The 21,136-nt window shown below is 63.3% G+C and carries 22 protein-coding genes and 1 riboswitch; of the genes, 4 read left to right on the top strand and 18 right to left on the bottom strand.

Going from position 1 to position 21,136, the window contains the following annotated elements:
• Positions 1-19: 19 nt before the first annotated feature.
• The 18 genes from EN745_RS07665 to EN745_RS07580 all read right to left on the bottom strand — a co-directional run bounded on the left by EN745_RS07665 (position 20) and on the right by EN745_RS07580 (position 17,490).
• Entirely contained in the window at positions 20-841 is an 822-nt protein-coding gene (locus tag EN745_RS07665; protein WP_126054032.1) for a biotin--[acetyl-CoA-carboxylase] ligase, read from the bottom strand.
• Between the two features lie 4 nt (positions 842-845).
• Positions 846-2,282, bottom strand: coding sequence for an NADH-quinone oxidoreductase subunit NuoN (nuoN, locus tag EN745_RS07660; protein WP_127420916.1), 1,437 nt, complete (start codon positions 2,280-2,282; stop codon positions 846-848).
• 18 nt (positions 2,283-2,300) lie between these two features.
• Complete coding sequence (locus EN745_RS07655) at positions 2,301-3,806, bottom strand: NADH-quinone oxidoreductase subunit M (RefSeq protein ID WP_126054030.1); 1,506 nt, start codon at positions 3,804-3,806, stop codon at positions 2,301-2,303.
• Positions 3,806-5,779: an NADH-quinone oxidoreductase subunit L gene (nuoL, locus tag EN745_RS07650; RefSeq protein ID WP_126054029.1), complete on the bottom strand. Its 1,974-nt coding sequence runs from the start codon at positions 5,777-5,779 to the stop codon at positions 3,806-3,808. Before nuoL ends, EN745_RS07655 begins: the two co-directional genes overlap by 1 nt.
• A 10-nt stretch (positions 5,780-5,789) precedes the next feature.
• The gene (gene nuoK / locus EN745_RS07645) at positions 5,790-6,098 is read right to left on the bottom strand and encodes an NADH-quinone oxidoreductase subunit NuoK (protein ID WP_019858930.1); all 309 of its coding nucleotides are present in this window, start codon (positions 6,096-6,098) and stop codon (positions 5,790-5,792) included.
• A gap of 1 nt (position 6,099) precedes the next feature.
• Positions 6,100-6,720 (bottom strand): NADH-quinone oxidoreductase subunit J, encoded by a 621-nt coding sequence (locus EN745_RS07640; protein ID WP_126054028.1) that lies wholly within the window; start codon positions 6,718-6,720, stop codon positions 6,100-6,102.
• A 129-nt stretch (positions 6,721-6,849) separates the two neighbouring features.
• A complete protein-coding gene (gene nuoI / locus EN745_RS07635) occupies positions 6,850-7,341 on the bottom strand; it encodes an NADH-quinone oxidoreductase subunit NuoI (RefSeq protein WP_126054027.1) in 492 nt (163 codons plus the stop codon).
• The gene (gene nuoH, locus EN745_RS07630; protein ID WP_126054026.1) at positions 7,341-8,384 is read right to left on the bottom strand and encodes an NADH-quinone oxidoreductase subunit NuoH; all 1,044 of its coding nucleotides are present in this window, start codon (positions 8,382-8,384) and stop codon (positions 7,341-7,343) included. Before nuoH ends, nuoI begins: the two co-directional genes overlap by 1 nt.
• A gap of 2 nt (positions 8,385-8,386) precedes the next feature.
• Entirely contained in the window at positions 8,387-10,468 is a 2,082-nt protein-coding gene (gene nuoG / locus EN745_RS07625; RefSeq protein ID WP_127420915.1) for an NADH-quinone oxidoreductase subunit NuoG, read from the bottom strand.
• A gap of 73 nt (positions 10,469-10,541) precedes the next feature.
• Positions 10,542-11,237 (bottom strand): NADH-ubiquinone dehydrogenase, encoded by a 696-nt coding sequence (locus tag EN745_RS07620; protein WP_127420914.1) that lies wholly within the window; start codon positions 11,235-11,237, stop codon positions 10,542-10,544.
• Between the two features lie 74 nt (positions 11,238-11,311).
• Positions 11,312-12,616, bottom strand: coding sequence for an NADH-quinone oxidoreductase subunit NuoF (gene nuoF / locus EN745_RS07615; protein WP_127420913.1), 1,305 nt, complete (start codon positions 12,614-12,616; stop codon positions 11,312-11,314).
• A gap of 10 nt (positions 12,617-12,626) precedes the next feature.
• Positions 12,627-13,904 carry an NADH-quinone oxidoreductase subunit E gene (locus EN745_RS07610; RefSeq protein ID WP_127420912.1) on the bottom strand — a complete coding sequence of 426 codons (1,278 nt, stop codon included), beginning with the start codon at positions 13,902-13,904 and terminating at the stop codon, positions 12,627-12,629.
• Positions 13,904-14,284 (bottom strand): hypothetical protein, encoded by a 381-nt coding sequence (locus tag EN745_RS07605; protein WP_127420911.1) that lies wholly within the window; start codon positions 14,282-14,284, stop codon positions 13,904-13,906. The genes EN745_RS07610 and EN745_RS07605 overlap by 1 nt, the downstream gene beginning before the upstream one ends.
• Entirely contained in the window at positions 14,281-15,471 is a 1,191-nt protein-coding gene (locus tag EN745_RS07600; RefSeq protein ID WP_127420910.1) for an NADH-quinone oxidoreductase subunit D, read from the bottom strand. The genes EN745_RS07605 and EN745_RS07600 overlap by 4 nt, the downstream gene beginning before the upstream one ends.
• A 107-nt stretch (positions 15,472-15,578) precedes the next feature.
• Positions 15,579-15,911, bottom strand: a complete 333-nt coding sequence (locus EN745_RS07595; protein WP_126054020.1) for a four helix bundle protein — start codon at positions 15,909-15,911, stop codon at positions 15,579-15,581.
• A 34-nt stretch (positions 15,912-15,945) separates the two neighbouring features.
• Complete coding sequence (locus EN745_RS07590; protein WP_127420909.1) at positions 15,946-16,548, bottom strand: NADH-quinone oxidoreductase subunit C; 603 nt, start codon at positions 16,546-16,548, stop codon at positions 15,946-15,948.
• A gap of 4 nt (positions 16,549-16,552) precedes the next feature.
• Positions 16,553-17,134: an NADH-quinone oxidoreductase subunit B gene (locus EN745_RS07585; protein ID WP_126054018.1), complete on the bottom strand. Its 582-nt coding sequence runs from the start codon at positions 17,132-17,134 to the stop codon at positions 16,553-16,555.
• Entirely contained in the window at positions 17,125-17,490 is a 366-nt protein-coding gene (locus tag EN745_RS07580; RefSeq protein WP_126054017.1) for an NADH-quinone oxidoreductase subunit A, read from the bottom strand. The genes EN745_RS07585 and EN745_RS07580 overlap by 10 nt, the downstream gene beginning before the upstream one ends.
• A 333-nt stretch (positions 17,491-17,823) precedes the next feature.
• Here EN745_RS07580 and EN745_RS07575 point away from each other — a divergent pair, with 333 nt between their 5' ends.
• The 4 genes from EN745_RS07575 to cobW all read left to right on the top strand — a co-directional run.
• Complete coding sequence (locus EN745_RS07575; protein ID WP_127420908.1) at positions 17,824-19,020, top strand: winged helix-turn-helix domain-containing protein; 1,197 nt, start codon at positions 17,824-17,826, stop codon at positions 19,018-19,020.
• A 54-nt stretch (positions 19,021-19,074) separates the two neighbouring features.
• Positions 19,075-19,767 carry a DUF6348 family protein gene (locus EN745_RS07570; protein WP_127420907.1) on the top strand — a complete coding sequence of 231 codons (693 nt, stop codon included), beginning with the start codon at positions 19,075-19,077 and terminating at the stop codon, positions 19,765-19,767.
• Positions 19,768-19,827: 60 nt separating this feature from the next.
• Positions 19,828-20,034: riboswitch (cobalamin riboswitch) on the top strand.
• A gap of 36 nt (positions 20,035-20,070) precedes the next feature.
• On the top strand, positions 20,071-20,499 hold the full coding sequence (locus EN745_RS07565; RefSeq protein WP_127420906.1) for a DUF1636 family protein: 429 nt from the start codon (positions 20,071-20,073) through the stop codon (positions 20,497-20,499).
• Positions 20,500-20,501: 2 nt separating this feature from the next.
• The coding region (gene cobW / locus EN745_RS07560; RefSeq protein WP_127420905.1) for a cobalamin biosynthesis protein CobW at positions 20,502-21,136 on the top strand (635 nt) is incomplete at its 3' end.

Here is a 21,136-nt window from a genome sequence, read left to right as displayed (position 1 = left end):
GCCGGTCAGGCCAAGTCCGTTACCTTTGGGCCGACGCGACAGCGCCGAAATGCACGTCGCCGGCGGCGATCGTCACGACAGATCCCTCATCGTCGCGGATCACGAAACGGCAGTCCTCGTCAATGGTCTCGAACGTCCCGCGCACCACATTACCGTCAACCCTGACAGCAACCTCACCGCCGAGCCCCGCGGCGCGCGCCAGCCAGCGCCGCCTGACGGCGGCAAGCCCGCGCCCGTCGTCCCACAGCCGGGCATTCTCGTTCCAGGCATCCGACAGCGCCAGAAACAGGGTTTCGGCATCGCAATTCGCGCCAAGCGCGCGCAGCGATGTCGCCGGATAAGGCAAATTCTCCGGATATGCCACCACGTTGACGCCGATGCCGACTGCCACCGCGAAGCGATCGCCTTCGAGCAGCGCCGATTCCAGCAATATGCCGGCGAGCTTGGCGCCGGAGGCAAGCACGTCGTTCGGCCATTTCAGCTCGAAGCGGTTCTTGCCCTGGCTTGCGCCGTCAACGCCGATCGCGATCCTGCCTTGCGGCACGACGGCATCGAGCGCGTCGGCAAGTGCCAGCCCGGCGACGAAGCCCAGCGTCGCGGCGAGCCGCAATTCGCCACCGCTGACGATGAGCAAAGTCGCCGCCAGATTGCCTTCCGGCGTCGCCCAGCTCCGGCCGCGCCGGCCGCGCCCGCTTTCCTGCTTTTTGGAAACGACCCACAGCTTGCCCAGATCGCCGGCCCGGGCATGGGCGAGCGCCAGCGCGTTGGTGGAGCCGACCGTGTCATGGGCTTCGAGCCGGAACCCTTCCGACGCCGCGGTTGGAGCCAGCCGAAACGCCATCCGGTCAGAAGAAGGTCTTCGCCGCGGCTTCGGCATAGGTGCCGATCGGCCCGCCGATCAGCACGTAGAACAGCACGAAGGCGCCGCTGACGCCGAGCACGAGGCGCAGTTCGCTGGCCATCGGCACGAAGCCGCCGACCGGCTCGTCGAACCACATGAGCTTGATGATGCGCAGATAATAGTAGGCGCCCACCACCGAGGCCAGCACGCCGATGATCGCCAGCGCATAGAGGTTGGCGTTGATGGCAGCGAGGAAGACGTACCACTTCCCCCAGAAGCCGGCGAGCGGCGGAATGCCGGCCAGCGAGAACATCAGGATAGTGAGGATCGTCGCCATGATCGGATTGGTCGAGGCGAGGCCGGCGAGATCGTTGATCTGCTCGACATTGCCCTCCTTGCGCCGCATGGCGAGGATGAAGGCGAAGGTGCCGAGCGTCATCACCAGATAGATCAGCATGTAGATGGCGACACCGCGCACGCCGGCCTGGCTGTTGGCGGCGAGGCCGACCAGCGCGTAGCCCATGTGACCGATCGAGGAATAAGCCATCAGCCGCTTGATGTTGGTCTGGCCGATTGCCGCGAAGGCGCCAAGCGCCATCGAGGCGATCGAAATGAAGACGATGATCTGCTGCCAGTCCGACGCGATCGGCTTGAAGGCGCCCATGGTGACGCGCACGATCAGCGCCATCGCCGCCATTTTCGGGGCGGCGGCCAGGAAGGCGGTGATCGGCGTCGGCGCGCCCTCATAGACGTCCGGGGTCCACATGTGGAACGGCACCGCCGAAATCTTGAAGGCAAGGCCGGCCAGCACGAAGACCAGGCCGAAGACGAGGCCGAGCTGCCGCTCGCCACTGCCGAGCGCGGTCGCGATCTCCTGGAAGCCGGTGTTGCCGGTGTAGCCGTAAATCAGCGAGATGCCGTAGAGCAGCATGCCGGACGACAGCGCGCCGAGCACGAAATATTTGAGGCCGGCTTCGGTCGAACGGACGCTGTCGCGGTTGATCGCGGCGAGCACGTAGATCGCCAGTGACTGCAGCTCGAGGCCGAGATAGAGCCCGATCATGCCGTTGGCCGAGATCATCAGCAACATGCCGAGCGTGCACAGCAGGATCAGCACCGGATATTCGAACTTGTCGAAATGCTCCTGTCTGGCGAAGCGCATCGACATGACCAGCGTCACCGCCGAGCCGATCAGCGCCAGCACCTTCATGAAGCGGGCGAAGGAATCCTGGACGAAGGCGCTGCCGTAGGCGGTGCCCTGCCCGCTGGAAGAGACCACCCAGAAGCCGGCGAGCGCAAGTATGGCGACGGCAAGACCGCTGACGGTGGCCGTGCTGTCGGTGCGCGAATAGGCGCCCACCATCAACAGCGCCAGCGCGCCGATGGCGAGGATAAGCTCCGGCGTCGAGAGCGAAAGGCTGGAGAGAAGGTCCGGCGTCATGGTTCGCGATATCCCCAGTCAGTTCGCCGCCGCGGTCTGCGCGGTATTGATGGATGCGGTGACGTTAGTGACGAGCGCCTTGACCGAGGCGGCCGTCGCATCGAAGACCGGCGCCGGGTAGACGCCGAAGAAGATGACCAGCACCACCAGCGGATAGATGATCGCCTTCTCGCGCGCCGAGAGGTCGAGCAGATCTTTCAGGCTGTCCTTGGTCAACGACCCGAAGATCACGCGGCGATAGAGCCAGAGCGCGTAGGCCGCCGACAGGATGACGCCGGTGGCGGCGAAGAACGCCACCCAGGTGTTGACCCGGAACACACCCAGCATGGTCAGGAACTCGCCGACGAAGCCGCTGGTGCCAGGCAGGCCGACATTGGCCATGGTGAAGACCATGAACACGGTGGCGTATTTCGGCATGTTGTTGACCAGCCCGCCATAGGCATCGATCTCGCGCGTGTGCATGCGGTCGTAGATGACGCCGACGCACAGGAACAGCGCGCCGGAGACGAGGCCGTGGCTGAGCATCTGGAAGATCGCGCCCTGCACGCCTTCCTGGTTCATGGCGAAGATGCCCATGGTGACGAAGCCCATATGGGCGACCGACGAATAGGCGATCAGCTTCTTCATGTCCTCCTGCATCAGCGCCACCAGCGAGGTGTAGATGATGGCGACGACCGACAGCGTGAACACCAGCGGCGCGAACATTTCCGACGCCAGCGGGAACATCGGCAGCGAGAAGCGCAGGAAGCCATATCCGCCCATCTTCAGGAGGATCGCGGCCAGGATCACCGAGCCCGCCGTCGGCGCCTCGACGTGCGCGTCCGGCAGCCAGGTGTGCACCGGCCACATCGGCATCTTCACCGCGAAGGAGGCGAAGAAGGCGAGCCACAGCCAGGTCTGCATGTTGGCCGGGAAGTTGTGCGTCAGCAGCGTCGTGATGTCGGTGGTACCCGACTGGTAGAACATCGCCATGACGGCGAGCAGCATCAGCACCGAGCCGGCGAGCGTATAGAGGAAGAACTTGAACGAGGCGTAGACGCGCCGCTTGCCGCCCCAGACGCCGATGATGATGAACATCGGGATCAGGCCGGCCTCGAAGAAGACGTAGAACAGCACGATGTCGAGCGCGCAGAACACGCCGATCATCAGCGTTTCCAGGAGCAGGAAGGCGATCATGTAGGCCTTGACCCGCTTCTCGATCGCTTCCCACGAAGCCAGGATGCAGAGCGGCATCAGGAAGGTGGTGAGGATGACGAACAGCATCGATATGCCGTCGACACCCATGTGGTAGGAAATGCCCGAATCCAGCCAGGCGACCTTCTCGACGAACTGGAAGCCGGCCTGCGAATTGTCAAAACCCTTCCAGATGAACAGCGAGATGACGAAGGTGATGCTCGTCGTCCACAGCGCGATGGCGCGGATGTTGCGGCGCGCGTTTTCGCTGTCATCATTGATGAACAGGATGAGCAGCACACCAACCAGCGGCAGGAAGGTGACCAGCGAGAGGATTGGCCAGGCGGTCATCAGAGCATCATCCAGGTGACGAGTGCGGCAACGCCGATCAGCATGGCGAAGGCGTAGTGGTAGAGGTAGCCGGTCTGCAGCTTGACGACCCGGTTGGTGACGTCGACGACGCGCGCCGAGACCCCGTCAGGCCCGAACCCGTCGATGACGGCGCCGTCGCCGGTCTTCCACAGGAACCTGCCGAGGCGCTTCGCCGGCCGCACGAACAGGACGTCGTAGAGCTCGTCGAAGTACCACTTGTTGAGCAGGAAGGCGTAGAGCAGGCGATGGTTGGCGGCGACGCTGGCGGGCAGTTCCGGCGAGCGGATATAGAACTTCCAGGCGACCGCGAAGCCGATGACCATGGCGATGAACGGCGCCAGTTCGACCCACAGCGGCAGTTCGTGGATCTCGTGAAGGATGTGGTTTTCCGGCAGTGTGAACAGCGACGCCTTCCAGAACTCGGCATAGCCCTCGCCGATGAAGGCGCCATGGAAGATGATGCCGGCAAACAGCGCGCCCACGGCCAGGATGAACAGCGGCACCAGCATCACCGGCGGCGATTCATGGACATGGTGCATGACCTCGTGGCTGGCGCGCGGCTGGCCATGGAAAGTCATGAAGATCAGCCGCCAGGAGTAGAAGGAGGTAAAGGCCGCGGCGACAACCAGCAGCACGAAGGCGGTGCCGGCAAACAGATTGTGGCTGGCAAAGGCACTCTCGATGATGGCGTCCTTGGAGAAGAAGCCGGCGGTGCCGATGACCGTCACCGGAATGCCGACGCCGGTCAGCGCCAGCGTGCCGATCACCATCATCCAGTAGGTCTTCGGAATGAGCGTCCTGAGGCCACCCATGTTGCGCATGTCCTGCTCGTCGGAGACGGCATGGATCACCGAGCCCGAACCGAGGAACAGCAGCGCCTTGAAGAAGGCGTGCGTGAACAAATGGAAGATCGCGGCGCCATAGGCGCCGACGCCGAGCGCCACGAACATGTAGCCAAGCTGCGAGCAGGTCGAATAGGCGATGACGCGCTTGATGTCGTTCTGGACGAGGCCGACAGTGGCCGCGAAGAAGGCGGTGAAGGCGCCGATGAAGGTGACGACCGTCAGCGCCGAATGCGACAGCTCGAACAGCGGCGACAGCCTGGCCAGCATGAACACGCCCGCCGTCACCATGGTGGCGGCATGGATCAGCGCCGAGACCGGGGTCGGGCCTTCCATGGCGTCGGGCAGCCAGGTGTGCAGCGGCACCTGCGCCGACTTGCCCATCGCGCCCATGAAGAGCAGCAGGCAGACGACGGTCAGCGCCGAGTGCTTGTCGAGCGTATAGCCGAGGAAGGTGAGCACGGTTGCGCCGTGCTCGGCGCCCTCTGTCGGAACGAAGCTCGCCGCATTGGCGAAGATGGTGCCGAGATTGACCGAGCCGAAAAGCACGAACACGCCGAAAATGCCCAGCGCGAAGCCGAAATCGCCGACGCGGTTGACGATGAAGGCCTTGATTGCCGCGGCATTGGCCGACGGCTTCTTGTACCAGAAGCCGATCAGCAGGTAGGAGGCGAGACCGACACCTTCCCAGCCGAAGAACATCTGCACCAGATTGTCGGCCGTCACCAGCATCAGCATGGCGAAGGTGAACAGCGACAGATAGGCAAAGAAGCGCGGCCGGTTCGGATCGTGATGCATGTAGCCGATCGAGTAGATGTGGACCAGCGCCGACACGGTGTTGACGACGACCAGCATCACCACCGTCAGCGTGTCGATCCTGAGCGCCCAGGACGCGTCGAGCCCGCCCGACTGGATCCAGCGCAGCACCGGCACGGTGAACACTTCGCCCTCGCCGAAGCCGACCGAGAAGAAGGCGATCCACGACAGCACGGCCGAAATCACCAGGAAGCCGGAGGTGATGTATTCGGACGCCTTGGCGCCGAGCGACGTGCCGAACAGGCCGACGATCAGGAAGCCGAGCAGCGGAAGGAAGACGATTGCTTGATACATGACTGCCCCGTCAACCCTTCATCATGTTGACGTCTTCGACCGCGATCGAGCCGCGGTTGCGGAAGAAGACGACGAGAATGGCAAGACCGATCGCGGCCTCGGCCGCGGCGACCGTCAGCACGAACAGCGCGAACACCTGCCCGACGAGATCGCCGAGCGCCGCCGAGAAGGCGACGAAATTGATGTTGACCGCAAGCAGGATCAGCTCGACCGACATCAGGATGACGATGACGTTCTTGCGGTTCAGGAAGATGCCGAACACGCCGAGCGTGAACAGGATCGCCGATACGGTGAGGTAGTGCGCGATGCCGACGACCATCTCAGATGCCCTCGCCCGATTTGACCTTGCGGATTTCCATGCCGGTCGCCGGCGTGCGGCCGACCTGGGCTGCGATCGACTGCCGCTTGACGCCCGGCTTGTGGCGCAGCGTCAGCACGATGGCGCCGATCATGGCGACAAGCAGCACGAGGCCGGCGATCTGGAAGTAGTAGAGGTAGTCCGTGTAGAGGATGTCGCCGAGCGCGGCCGTGTTGGTGCGCTGGGCGAGATCCGGGATGGGCTTGGCCACTGTCGAGGCCAGCTGCGGCGCGAAAGTGTAGCCGCCGAGCACGACAATCAGTTCCGCCGCCAGGATCAGCCCGACCAGCGCGCCGATCGGGGCGTATTGCAGCGCGCCTTCCTTCATCTCGGCGAAGTCGACGTCGAGCATCATGACGACGAACAGGAACAGCACCATCACGGCGCCGACATAGACGACGAGCAGGATCATCGCCAGGAACTCGGCGCCGGTCAGCATGAACAGGCCGGCGGCATTGAAGAAGGTCAGGATCAGGAACAGCACCGAATGCACAGGGTTGCGCGACGAAATGACCATGAAGGCCGACGCCACCGCGACAAAGGCGAAGAGGTAGAAGAAAGCCGCCTCTAGTCCACTCAGCATGGGGATCCCCCGGGTTCCTGTCCGAACAGGACGTTCGTCCTGTTCGCTCTTTCTGGCTTCGTACCGCCTCCGGTGCCGAAGCCGCGTTGTCCTTAAACGAGGCCCCTCGCCCCGTCCATGTGTCAAATGTCAGCGGTAGGGCGCGTCCAGAGCGATGTTGCGCGCCAGTTCGCGTTCCCAGCGATCGCCGTTCGCGAGCAGCTTTTCCTTGTTGTAGTAAAGCTCCTCGCGCGTCTCGGTCGCGAATTCGAAATTCGGCCCCTCGACGATGGCGTCGACCGGGCAGGCCTCCTGGCAGAAGCCGCAATAGATGCACTTCACCATGTCGATGTCGTAGCGCACGGTGCGGCGCGTGCCGTCGTTGCGGCGCGGGCCGGCCTCGATGGTGATGGCCTGCGCCGGGCAGATCGCCTCGCACAGCTTGCAGGCGATGCAGCGCTCCTCGCCGTTCGGATAGCGGCGCAGCGCATGCTCGCCGCGGAAGCGCGGGCTGATCGGCCCCTTCTCGTGCGGATAGTTGATCGTCTCCTTCGGCGCGAAGAACTGGCGCATCGACAGGAAGAAGGCGCTGACGAAATCCTTCAGCAGCAGCGCCTTTGCGGCTTGGGAAAGAGCGGACATTACGCAAACCCCGTGAGCTTGAGGAAGGCTGCGGTGGCGATGACCATGAACAGCGAGATCGGCAGGAAGACCTTCCAACCCAGCCGCATCAGCTGGTCATAGCGGTAGCGCGGCACGAACGCCTTCACCATGGAAATGCCGAAGAACACCAGGCAGACCTTGAGCACGAACCAGATCAGCCCCGGCACCCAGGTGAAGGGCGCGAAGTCGAAGGGCGGCAGCCAGCCGCCGAGGAACAGGATGGTCGCCAGCGCGCACATCAGGACGATGGCGACATACTCGCCAAGAAAGAAGAGCAAGAACGGCGTCGACGAGTATTCGACCATGTGGCCGGCGACCAGTTCCGATTCGGCCTCCACCAGGTCGAAAGGCGGGCGGTTCGTCTCGGCCAGCGCCGAGATGAAGAAAATGACGAACATCGGGAAGAGCGACAGCCAGTGCCAGTCGAGGAAGGTGTTGGGCAGACCGAGCCTGGTGCCGAGCCCATCATGCTGCGACATGACGATGTCGGACAGGTTGAGCGAGCCGACGCAGAGCAGCACGGTGACGATGACGAAGCCGATCGAGACTTCGTAGGACACCATCTGCGCGGCCGAGCGCAGCGCGCCGAGGAACGGATATTTCGAGTTGGATGCCCAGCCGCCCATGATCACGCCATAGACCTCTAGCGAGGAGATGGCGAAGACATAGAGGATACCGACATTGACGTTGGCAATCGCCCAGCCCTGGTTGACCGGAATGACCGCCCAGGCGGAGATCGCCAGCACCGCCGACACCAGCGGCGCCAACAGGAAGACGCCCTTGTTGGCGCCGGACGGGATCACCGGCTCCTTGAAGACGAACTTCAACAGGTCGGCGAAAGCCTGCAGCGTGCCCCAGGGGCCAACCACGTTCGGTCCACGGCGCAGTTGCACCGCCGCCCAGATCTTGCGGTCGGCGTAGAGAATGTAGGCGACGAAGACCAAGAGCACGACGATCAGCACGACCGACTTCAGCAGGATGATCAGCGCCGGCAGCACGTAGAAGGAGAAGAAGGTTTCCATGCTTATTCCGCCGCCTGCTTGAAGCCGCTCTTGGCCAGCGCCGAGCATTCGGCCATCACGGCAGAGGCCCGCGCGATCGGGTTAGTCAGGTAGAAGTCCTTCACCGGCGAGGTGAAGGTGCCCTTGTTCAGCCGGCCACCGAGCTTCGCCGCCCTGGCTACGTCATCGGCGCTGCCGACCAGAACCTGGTCGATGCGGGCAAGATGCGGATATTCGCCATAGAGCTTGGCGCGCAGTTGCGGCAGCGAGTCGAAAGGCAGCTTCTTGCCGAGCACATCAGACAATGCCCTGAGGATCGCCCAGTCCTCGCGTGCATCGCCGGGCGCGAAACCGGCGCGATTGGTCTGCTGCACGCGGCCTTCCGTGTTGACGTAGGTGCCGGACTTTTCGGTGTAGGCGGCGGCCGGCAGGATGACGTTGGCACGGTGAGCGCCGGCGTCGCCATGCGTGCCGATATAGACGACGAATGCGCCGCCGGTCTTGGCCATGTCGATCTCGTCGGCGCCGAGCAGGAACAGAAGATCTGTCTCGCCGAGCATGCCCGCGACGCCCTTGCCGCCCTCGCCCGGCACAAAGCCGAGGTCGAGACCGCCGACGCGACCGGCAGCATTATGGAGCACGGCAAAACCGTTCCAGTCGGCACGGGCGGCATTGACCGCCGCGGCGAGCTTGGCCGCCTGGCCGAGCACGGCGGCACCGTCGGCGCGCGCCAGCGCGCCCTGGCCGACGATGATCAGCGGGTGCGTCGCCTTTTTCAGCACCTGGAAGAACTTGCCGTTGCCGTCGGCCAGGTCCTTCAGCGATTCCGGACCGGCGCCGATCTGCTCATAGTCGTAGCGCGTGTCACCGATCTCGCCGATAACGCCGATCGGCAGGTTGCCGATGCGCCAGCGCTTGCGGATGCGGGCATTGAGCACCGAGGCCTCGAAGCGCGGGTTGGCGCCGATGATCAGCACCGCGTCGGCCTGCTCGATGCCCTCGATGGTCGGGTTGAAGATGTAGCTGGCGCGGCCGAGCGACGGATCGAGCGCGGCGCCATCCTGGCGGCAGTCGGTATTCTTCGAGCCGAGCGCCGCCATCAGAAGCTTCAGCGCATAGATCTCCTCGACGGCGGAGAGATCGCCGGCGACGGCGCCGATCCGCTCGGGCGTGGTCTTGCCCACTTCGTCCTTGATCGCTGCGAAGGCTTCGGCCCAGCTTGCCGCGACGAGCTTGCCATCCTTACGCACATAGGGGCGGTCGAGGCGCTGCGTGCGCAGCCCGTCCCAGATGAAGCGGGTCTTGTCCGAGATCCACTCCTCGTTCACCGCCTCGTTGACGCGCGGCAGGATGCGCATCACCTCGCGCCCCCTGGAATCGACGCGGATCGCCGAGCCGACCGCGTCCATGACGTCGATCGATTCCGTCTTGGTCAGTTCCCACGGCCGCGCCTGGAACGCGAAGGGCTTGGAAGTCAGCGCGCCGACCGGGCAGAGATCGATGACATTGCCCTGCAATTCCGAGGTCATTGCCTGTTCGAGATAGGTGGTGATCTCGGCATCCTCGCCTCGGCCGATCAGGCCGAGTTCGGAAATGCCGGCGACCTCGGTGGTGAAGCGGACGCAGCGCGTGCAGTGGATGCAGCGGTTCATCACCGTCTTCACGAGCGGCCCGATATACTTGTCTTCCACCGCGCGCTTGTTCTCGTGATAGCGCGAGGAATCGACGCCGAAGGCCATCGCCTGGTCCTGCAGGTCGCATTCGCCGCCCTGGTCGCAGATCGGGCAATCCAGCGGATGGTTGATCAGCAGGAATTCCATCACGCCTTCGCGGGCCTTCTTGACCATCGGCGTGTTGGTGAAGATTTCCGGTGGCTCGCCGTTCGGGCCCGGACGCAGGTCGCGCACGCCCATGGCGCAGGAGGCCTGGGGCTTGGGCGGGCCGCCCTTCACCTCGATCAGGCACATGCGGCAGTTGCCGGCGATCGACAGCCGCTCATGGAAGCAGAAGCGCGGCACTTCCGCGCCGGCATCCTCGGCTGCCTGCAGCAGCGTGTAGTGGTCGGGTACAGTGATCTCTTTCCCGTCGACCTTGAGCTTTGCCATCTCGCCTCAAACCTCTGCGGACGTCCCGCAATCCTCTTTCCGGCGCGGCCAAAACCGCGCCCGGCATTGAATTTCAACCTTTGGCCGCCAGCGCCGTTGCCTGGCCAGTCCAGTCGTCGCGGCCGATGCGGCCGGCGAGCGACAGATAGTCCTCGACCCAGGCGATCTCTTCCGCCGTCCAGGCCGCGATCTGGCCATATGTCCAGATGCCGAGGCCATTGAGGACCTTCTCCAGCTTCGGGCCAATGCCCGAGATCGCCTTCAGGTCGGCCGGCGCCGCCGGCCGGTCCATGGCCTTGGGCTGCCTGAAATCCTCCGGCATCAGCCCGGTCGCGGCACTGCTTGCCACAGTGTCGGTGCCGGTGGTGTCCTGCGCCTTTTCAACGGAAGCCTGGGCAATGTCGGTCACATCCCTGGCGAAGGTCTGCGCCTCGGCGATCAGCGTCTTTGTCGCCTTGCGTGCCTTGGAGGAGGTCTTCTGGGCTTGCTCCAGCTCTTCGCTCCGCGCCTCGAAATCATCGACGATCGGCTGGAACAGCCGCTGCGAGGCCTCGGTGGCGCCCGAAAGCGCGCCCAGCCACACGCCGAGGGCATGATTGGCCAGCCCGATGCTGATCGCCGACATGGCGGCGACACCGGCGACAGGATGCGCCAGGAGATTGACGGCGCTGGCCATCTCCTTCGGCATCATCCTGGTCAGATCCTGGTTCATCTTCTCTAACTGGTCCATGTCGGGCATCAGTGCATAGGGTATCGAATACAGCGCCATCGAGTGCTCCTGGTCGTTTCTTCGTATGCCCCGCCCGTTATTCCTGTTCCGGGCTCTCGCCCGCAATTCCAACCTTATTCCGCCGCCACCATCACCGGCTCCACCCGGTGCGCGTTGCGCGAAAACTCATCGATGCGGCGCTCCACCTCGCCACGGAAATGCCGCATCAGGCCCTGGATCGGCCATGCCGCCGCGTCGCCCAGCGCGCAGATCGTGTGCCCCTCGACCTGCTTGGTGACGTCGAGCAGCATGTCGATCTCGCGCTTCTGCGCCTCGCCGCGCACCAGCCGCTCCATCACCCGCCACATCCAGCCGGTGCCTTCGCGGCACGGCGTGCACTGGCCGCAGCTTTCGTGCTTGTAGAAGTAGGAAAGCCTGGCGATCGCCTTCACGATATCGGTCGACTTGTCCATGACGATGACAGCCGCCGTGCCGAGGCCCGATTTCAAGTCGCGCAACGCGTCGAAATCCATCGGCGTGTCGATGATCTGCTCGGCCGGCACCAGCGGCACCGAAGCGCCGCCCGGAATGACCGCCAGAAGATTGTCCCAGCCACCGCGGATGCCGCCGCAATGCGTGTCGATCAGCTCGCGGAACGGGATCGACACCGCCTCTTCGACGGTGCACGGGTTGTTGACATGACCGGAGACGCAGAACAGCTTGGTGCCGACATTGTTCGGCCGGCCGAAGGACGAGAACCAGGCAGCGCCGCGGCGCAGGATGGTTGGCGCGACCGCGATCGACTCGACATTGTTGACCGTCGTCGGGCAGCCATAGAGGCCGACATTCGCCGGGAACGGCGGCTTCAGCCTGGGCTGGCCCTTCTTGCCTTCTAGGCTTTCGAGCAGCGCCGTCTCCTCGCCGCAGATATAGGCGCCGGCGCCGTGATGCATGTAGACGTCGAAGTCGTAGCCGGAAGTGTTGTTCTTGCCGATCAGCTTGGCCTCATAGGCCTCGTCGATCGCCCGCTGCAGCGCCTCGCGCTCGCGGATGAACTCGCCGCGCACATAGATGTAGGCGGCGATCGCGCCCATGGCGAAGCCGGCGAGCAGCGCGCCCTCGATCAGCGTGTGCGGATCGTTGCGCAGGATGTCGCGGTCCTTGCAGGTGCCGGGCTCGGATTCGTCGGCGTTGATGACCAGATAGCTCGGCCGGCCGTCGCTCTGCTTGGGCATGAACGACCACTTGAGTCCGGTCGGGAAGCCGGCACCGCCGCGTCCGCGCAGGCCCGACGCCTTCATCTCGTTGACGATCCAGTCGCGCCCCTTGGCGATGATGCCTGGCGTGTTGTCCCAGGCGCCGCGCGCCATCGCTCCGTTGAGCGACTTGTCGAAGAGGCCGTAGATGTTGGTGAAGATGCGGTCTTTGTCCTGAAGCATTGTTCGTCCCTCAGACCGGCTTCTTGCCGAAGACGCGGATATATTCGGCCACCCCGCCCTTGGCGAGCGCCTTGGCCTGCTTGACCCAGTCGTCGCGCTCGATGCGGCCATGGAAGGAGAGATAGGCGTCCACCCAGTCGCGCTCGGCCTTCTTCCACGACGCGACCTGCGCGAAGGTGTAGATGCCCAGCGAATGCAGCGTGCCCTCGATCTTCGGACCGACGCCGGAGATCAGCTTGAGGTCGTCGACCGCAACGGGCCGTTCTATGCCAGCGGGCCTGTTCTTGTCGTCGAGTGAAGGCTTTGCCTGCTTGACGGCTGGCTGCTTGGCTTCCGGCGCCTTGAAGGCGGAAGCCGGCTCGGCCTTGGCCCTCGGACCACTGCGCTGCTTCGAGACACCCTCGACTTCCGGCGAAGCCTTGTTGGCATTGGCGGCCGAATGCCGCGGGGCCGACACGCTCGCCGCCTTTTCCACGGCCAGCGCGACCTTGACCGGCGAAGGCGTGTTCAGCGCCGGGCTGGTCTCGGGCGCATCGGTCTTCGGCTTGCCGGCCTTCGACGGGCCCACGGGGGCAGCCGGCGCCGGCACCTCCGTTGCGATAATGGCGTCGGGAGCCGCCTTGGCCGCCTTCGCCGCCGCCTTGGCTTCCTTCTCGCGTGTCGACTTCAGGATCGCCTTCTCGCTCTTCAGCGTCGTCAGGCCGGTGGCTGGCTCCGAGCCGGTGCGGCCATTCTGCGGGCCAGGCGTCACCGAGGCGCCCTTGCCGCCCTCGTAGAGATCGATGATCTCTGCCAGCCGCTCCGGCGTCAGGTCCTCGAACGTATCCTTGAAGATCATCACCATCGGCGCGTTGACGCAGGCGCCGAGGCATTCGACCTCCTCCCACGACAGCGTGCCCTTGTCGTTGGTGTGGAACTGGTCGTGGTGGATCTTCGAGCGGCAGACATCCATCAGTGCTTCCGAGCCGCGCAGCATGCAGGGCGTGGTGCCGCAGACCTGGATATGCGCGCGCGTTCCGACCGGGTTGAGCTGGTACTGCGTGTAGAAGGTCGCGACCTCGAGGCCGCGGATGCGCGGCATGCCGAGCATGTCGGAGATCGTCTCGATCGCCGCCTTGGTGACCCAGCCTTCCTGCTCCTGCGCCAGCATCAACAGCGGGATGATCGCCGACTGCTCGCGGCCCTTCGGATATTTCTTGATCCACTGCTTGGCCGCGGCCGTATTCGCCCTGTTGAAGGCGAAGGAGGCTGGCTGGACGCTGGCATCTGCGAGACGACGGACTGACATTAGCTTTCAACTCTGTTGTAGCAGTCGAAGTAAAAACGAGGATCCGAGCGGACTAATCTGGCCTCGAATTCGCTGCCTTCCACTTTCTCCCACGTGGCGTCTACGTAGTCCCAATATTCCCGGTATCGGTCAGAGCATTTCCCACCGAGTGCGGTCTTCCAATTCGGAAAGTTTGCTTCCGCGTTGATGTAAACACCGGAATCCAAGTTCCAGAACTTGCCTTCGGTGGCAACCGAACAGGCGACGGCTGCCTTTACACCCTCGGGCCGGCATGACACGCGGTAGGCCTGGGCCGAACTACCCCAGGCAGCAACGGCACCCATCCCGGCGACACCTGCCGCAAGACCGGCCGCAGCGTATAGGGCGTTCGACGCGTTCAACGATCCACCTCGCCGAAGACGATATCGAGCGAACCCAGCACGGCGGTGACGTCGGCCAGCATGTGGCCGCGGCACAGGAAATCCACGGCCTGCAGATGCGCGAAGCCGGGCGCGCGCAGCTTGCAGCGGTAGGGCTTGTTGGTGCCGTCGGATACCAGATAGACGCCGAACTCGCCCTTCGGCGCCTCGACGGCGGCATAGACCTCGCCGGCAGGTACGCGGTAGCCCTCGGTGTAGAGCTTGAAGTGGTGGATCAGCGCTTCCATCGAGCGCTTCATCGCCTGGCGCTTCGGCGGCACCACCTTGCCGTCGAGGTTGGACACCGGGCCGCTGCTTTCCTTGCCGAGCAGCAGGTCGACGCACTGGCGCATGATCTTCGCCGACTGGCGCATCTCTTCCATGCGCACGAGATAGCGGTCGTAGCAGTCGCCGTTCTTGCCGATCGGGATGTCGAAATCCATCTCGGAATAGCATTCATAGGGCTGCGACTTGCGCAGGTCCCAGGCAGCGCCCGAGCCGCGCACCATCACGCCGGAGAAGCCCCAGGCCCAGGCATCGGCCAGCGACACCGTGCCGATATCGACATTGCGCTGCTTGAAGATGCGGTTTGGCGTGAGCAGCGCATCGAGGTCGTCGATCGACTTCAGGAACGGATCGATCCACTTGCCGATGTCCTCGACCAGCTTCTGCGGCAGGTCCTGGTGCACGCCGCCGGGGCGGAAATAGGCCGCGTGCATGCGCGAACCCGAGGCGCGCTCGTAAAACACCATCAGCTTTTCGCGTTCGACGAAGCCCCACAGCGGCGGCGTCAGCGCGCCGACGTCCATCGCCTGCGTCGTCACATTGAGGATGTGCGACATGATGCGGCCCATCTCGGAATAGAGCACCCGGATCAGCTGGCCGCGCTTCGGCACCTCGATGCCGAGCAGCCGCTCGGCGGCGAGCGCGAAGGCGTGCTCCTGGTTCATCGGCGCGCAATAGTCGAGCCGGTCGAGATAGGGTACCGCCTGCAGATAGGTCTTGGCCTCGATCAGCTTCTCGGTGCCGCGATGCAGCAGCCCGATATGCGGATCGACGCGGTCGACCACCTCGCCGTCCAGCTCCAGCACCAGGCGCAAAACGCCATGCGCCGCAGGATGTTGCGGTCCGAAATTGATGTTGAAGTTGCGGACGGAGGTTTCAGCCATTCTGGCGCCTCTGGCGAAGAGTCAGTAGTGAGTAGTGAGTAGTGATCATCAATCTCAATGCCTACTTATTCGCCTGTTTTGCCTGCACCGTCCGATAAGAGATCGCATCATTTTCCCAATCTCTTCGCATCGCAGCAGCAGCTCAATCTCGTTGGCTTTTCCAGCATGCCGAAACGACATGCCAGCAATACGTGTGTTTCGAGTTCCTTCAACGAACCCTGCGCCATGCGCAGGAATTGAACGAACGACCCTCTGTTTTCGCGACCATATCCCTCGGCGATGTTGGCGGCGATAGATACCGCCGAGCGACGCATCTGAGAGGTCATTCCATAAATCTCGTCTTTCGGGAAACCTTTGGTGACACGGTAACAATCTTCGGCGAGAACCATCGCCGATTGCCACACCATCAGGTCGCGATAAGATTCGATCCGCTTTTCCAATTCCTTCCCTACTGACTACTCACTACTTCCCTACTCACTGCTTGGCTTTTTCATCCCCCGGCAGCACGTAATCCGTGCCTTCCCATGGGGAGAGGAAATCGAAATTGCGGAATTCCTGCTTGAGCTCGACCGGCTCGTAGATGACGCGCTTGGCTTCGTCGTCGTAACGCACCTCGACGAAGCCTGTGAGCGGGAAATCCTTGCGAAGCGGATGGCCTTCGAAACCGTAGTCGGTGAGGATGCGCCGCAGGTCGGGATGGCCCGAAAACAGCACGCCATAGAGGTCGTAGGTCTCGCGCTCGAACCAGTCGGCGCCAGGATAGACGGCGGTGAGCGAGGGAACCAGCGTCTCCTCGTCGGCCTGGACTTTGAGGCGGATGCGCACATTCTGCTTCGGCGACAGCAGGTGATAGACGACATCGAAGCGCTTGGCTCGCGACGGATAGTCAGCGCCGCAGACGTCGATGATCGAGATGAACTGGCAGCGCTGATCATCGCGCAGGAAGGTCGCCACCTCGATGAGGTTGTTCGGCTCCACGGAGACGGTGAGTTCGCCATAGGCCAGCACCGCTTCGCCAATCCGGTCGGTCAGCTTCTCGCCCAGATAGGTCGAGAGTTCATTCAGCTTCTGGCTCATCGGTTCACCGCTCGATCGTGCCGGTGCGGCGGATCTTCTTCTGCAGCAGAAGAATGCCGTAAAGCAGCGCTTCCGCGCTCGGCGGGCAGCCGGGCACATAGATGTCGACGGGCACGACACGGTCGCAGCCGCGCACCACCGAATAGGAATAGTGGTAGTAGCCGCCGCCATTGGCGCAGGAGCCCATGGAGATGACGTAGCGCGGCTCCGGCATCTGGTCGTAGACCTTGCGCAGCGCCGGCGCCATCTTGTTGGTCAGCGTGCCGGCGACGATCATGATGTCGGACTGGCGCGGGGACGCACGCGGCGCGACGCCGAACCTCTCCGAGTCATAGCGCGGCATCGAGGTGTGGATCATCTCCACCGCGCAGCAGGCGAGGCCGAAGGTCATGAACATCAGCGAGCCGCTGCGCGCCCAGGTGATCAGCGCCTCGGTGGAGGTGACAAGGAAGCCCTTGTCGGCCAGCTCGTTGTTGATCTCGAGGAAGAACGGGTCATCCTGCCCCACCGGCCGGCCGGTGTTGGGATCGATGATGCCCTTGGGCTTCGGCGCGACGAGGGTGCCTGAACTGTCGTTCAATCCCATTCCAGCGCTCCTTTTTTCCATTCATAGGCAAAGCCGATGGTCAGCACCGCCAGAAACACCATCATCGACCAGAAACCGAGCATGCCGATCTTCGAGAAGGACACCGCCCACGGGAACAGGAAGGCCACTTCCAGATCGAAGATGATGAACAGGATCGACACCAGGTAGAAGCGGATGTCGAACTTCATGCGGGCGTCGTCGAACGAGTTGAAGCCGCATTCATAAGCGGAAAGCTTTTCCGGATCGGGGCTGCGGTAGGCCACCAGGAACGGCGCCACGAGCAGCGCCAAGCCGACGACAAGCGCCACGCCGATAAACAGGACGATGGGCAGATACGAACTCAAAAGTGCGTTCATGCTGCGGCTTTCCGTTGGCGGTCAATCCACGTTGATTACAGCAAGCGATCCTATTGCGGAAGCGTGACAGATTCACCGCTGAACCGTTTTAAGGGCCTATGCTGCAACGCGGCGAGGGTTAGCGCAGCGCTTTCGGCGAAGCAAGTCAAACCTTGTTCAAAACGCGACGCTCGACGCCTTATCGAATGAAACTGGTCCGATCCGCTCCTGTTTGATTTCCTTCATTTTTTACTCCACTTTTCTCTCCTGACATATCTCCCGCCATTTGCCTGCTAGCATGGCCGGAATCAGGAACCGCAAATGCGGGCCAAAGGATCAGGACAAGGCTTCCGGATGAAGGAAAAGATATCTCTCACCATGGCCAGGCGCATCGCGCTCGGCGCGCAGGGTTTCACCGACCCGCAACCGGCCGGCACGCCTGATCGCCGCCACCTCGCCCGCGTTCTCTCCCGGACCGGCCTGCTCCAGATCGATTCCGTAAGCGCGGTGGTCCGCGCCCACTATATGCCGCTCTATTCGCGCCTCGGCCCCTACCCGCTGGCGCTGCTCGACAATGCCGCCGTAACGCGCAAACGCAAGGTGTTTGAATACTGGGCGCACGAGGCCTCCTTCCTGCCGGTCGAGACCTGGCCGCTGCTGCGCTGGCGCATGCTGCGCGCCGAGCGGGGTGAGGAAATGTATCTCGGCCTCGCCAAATGGGGCCGCGAGCGCAAGGCGATGATCGAGGAGATCTACGGGCAAGTCGCCGAACGCGGGCCGATCGCCGCCTCCGACATCGAGGGCCACAAGGGCAATGGCGGCTGGTGGGGCTGGAGCGAGGCCAAGCACGCCTTCGAATGGCTGTTCTGGGCCGGCCGCATCACCACCGCCTACCGGCGCGGCTTCGAACGTTACTACGACCTGCCGGAGCGCGTGTTGCCGCAGGCGGTCCTCGACCTGCCTGTTCCCTCGGTCGAGGACGCGCATCGCGAGCTGCTGCGCATTTCCGCCCGCGCCCATGGCATCGCCACCTATGGCGACCTGCGCGACTATTTTCGCCTGGCGCCCGGCGACACCAAGGACCGGATCGAGGAACTGGTCGAGGCGGGCGAGCTGCTGCCGGTGCGCGTCGAGGGCTGGGACAGGCCCGCCTATCTCCACAAGGACGCCCGCTTTCCGCGCCGAATAAAGGCCCGCGCCCTGCTCGCTCCCTTCGATCCGGTGGTCTTCGAGCGCACGCGGACGGAAAAGCTCTTCGACTTCCGCTACCGCATCGAGATCTACACGCCGGCCGAAAAACGCCAGTACGGTTATTATGTGCTGCCCTTCCTGCTCGGCGACCGGATCGTCGCCCGCGTCGATCTGCGGGCCGATCGCCCGGCCAGCGTGCTGCGCGTCCATGCCGCCTATGCCGAGGCCGGCGCTCCGCCCGAAACGGCCGGTGAACTCTTCGAGGAATTGAAGCAGATGCAGGGCTGGCTTGGGCTTGAGCGCATCGAAGTGACGCCGGCCGGCGATTTGGGGCCGGCGCTGGCTGGCGAGATAAGATAGCCAACCCCTGCAGCCTCTGTCATACACGCTCCAACAAACCTCGTAGGTTGTGCAATGGCATCGGACAAAGTGCTCGACATGATCCATGGCGCATTGATTGCGCATGGGATCGATGCAGTGCGTAGAGATCAGGACGTTCTGCTACAGTCGAGGCAACTTCGGTTTGAGGCTGAGGTATTCGAGGCGGAAGCTGGCCGGCTGGTCCTCGAAATCTACATTTTTTCCCCACTGCTTGATGTTCAGCCGGTCATTGAATCCTTTGCTGGCTTCGGTGACACGCGAGAACAAGAATTAAATCAGGCGTTTGAAAAATTTCTTCGTGGCGTTTTCCACGTGGCGATCGAGGGACTGGCTGATCATGTCTGCGACAACATGCAGGCCGAAGTAGAGGTTTGGCGGCAAAGCAGTCCCAGTTGGAAGATCTGGCAAAAAAATGTTCGCTGGAAAATCTATGGTGGACCGGTCATTTCCCAGGCCACCACCGAGCTTAGTTCGCTGAACCGGGGTTATCCAACGTTCTACGCCAAGCTGGAAAAGCTGTTCACAGCTTCCGTTTCCCCTGGCAGTCACTTTGTACGCACCTTTTTTGCAGCCTTGAAAGGCGAGCTTATTTGCACCGAGGTCCTTCTGGATAATAAGGTTTGGCAAGAAGGACAGGACCTAGCCCTCAGCCATGACTGGGACCACGGCGATGGTTATCAAGCAGTCCGGCAAGTTATCCTGGCCCTGCCGATTGGCGGCACATGACAGCCTCTGACCGACATAGCCATGTCGTAGCCGCGCGTTGACACATCTGCCCGCAGAAGCCTAAATCCATGGCCAGACGGTCTCCTCCCGGCAAAAGGAGGAGCCAAGAGGGAATGCGGTGCGGGAAAAATGCCCAAATCCGCGGCTGTCCCCGCAACTGTAAGCGAAGAGCCAAGGCCGAAAGCCACTGGGATGTTCCCCGGGAAGGCGGCTAACCAAGGCGATGACCCGCGAGCCAGGAGACCTGCCGTCTGCGAGAAAAGAATCCGATCGCCCGGCGGGTTTCCGGGCAAGGAGCCTGATTTGGAGCGCGACAGCAGTTTTCCGGCTGATAGAGCGGACATACCGTCCGGCGACGACGATGGTCCGGCCGGCGTGACCGTCATCGTCTGCTCGTCCTGCCGCGACGAGACCGGTTCCGATGCCCATCCGCGCGCCGGCGCGCTGCTCGCCGAGGACACGCGCCGGGCGGCTTCCGGCGAAAAGATCAACATCCGCACCGTCGAATGCCTCGGCAATTGCAAGCGCCGACTGAGCGCGGCACTTCTGCGCGATGGCTGCTGGAGCTACGTCTTCGGCGATCTGGATGCGACCAGCGGCACCGACCTCGTCACCTGCGCCAAGCTCTTCGCCACCTCGACCGACGGCCTCATCCCGTGGCGCGGCCGGCCCGATTCCCTGAAGCGCGGCCTTGTTGCCCGCATCCCTCCCCTCGATCTGCTGAAGGACTGACCATGACCGCTTCCGTCTCACGTGTTCCCTGCACCGTCGTCACCGGCTTCCTCGGCGCCGGCAAGACGACACTGGTCCGCCACCTCCTGGAAAACGCCGGCGGCAAGCGTATTGCGATCATTGTGAACGAGTTTGGCGATATCGGCATTGACGGCGAGATCCTGAAGGGCTGCGGCATTGACACCTGTCCGGAGGAGAACATCGTCGAACTGGCCAATGGCTGCATCTGCTGCACCGTCGCCGACGATTTCGTGCCGGCGCTCGACCAGATCCTGTCGCTGACGCCGAAGGTCGACCACATCCTGATTGAAACCTCCGGCCTCGCTTTGCCCAAGCCGCTGGTCCAGGCTTTCCAGTGGCCGAGCGTGAAGAGCCGCGTGACCGTCGATGGCGTCATCGCCGTGGTCGATGGCCCGGCACTGGCCGAAGGCCGCGTCGCCAACGACATGGACGCCCTGCAGGCGCAGCGCGCGCAAGACGAGACGCTCGACCACGACGATCCGGTCGAGGAAGTGTTCGAAGATCAGGTCGCCTGCGCCGACCTGATCATCCTGTCGAAGAGCGACCTGATGGACGCCGCCGGTTCGGCCCGCGCCAACGCCATCATCAACGAACACTCCGCCCGCGCCGTGAAGAT

Source organism: Mesorhizobium sp. M4A.F.Ca.ET.022.05.2.1 (assembly GCF_003998845.1).
Lineage (GTDB): Bacteria > Pseudomonadota > Alphaproteobacteria > Rhizobiales > Rhizobiaceae > Mesorhizobium.
This window is presented reverse-complemented; position numbering and strand designations above follow the sequence as displayed.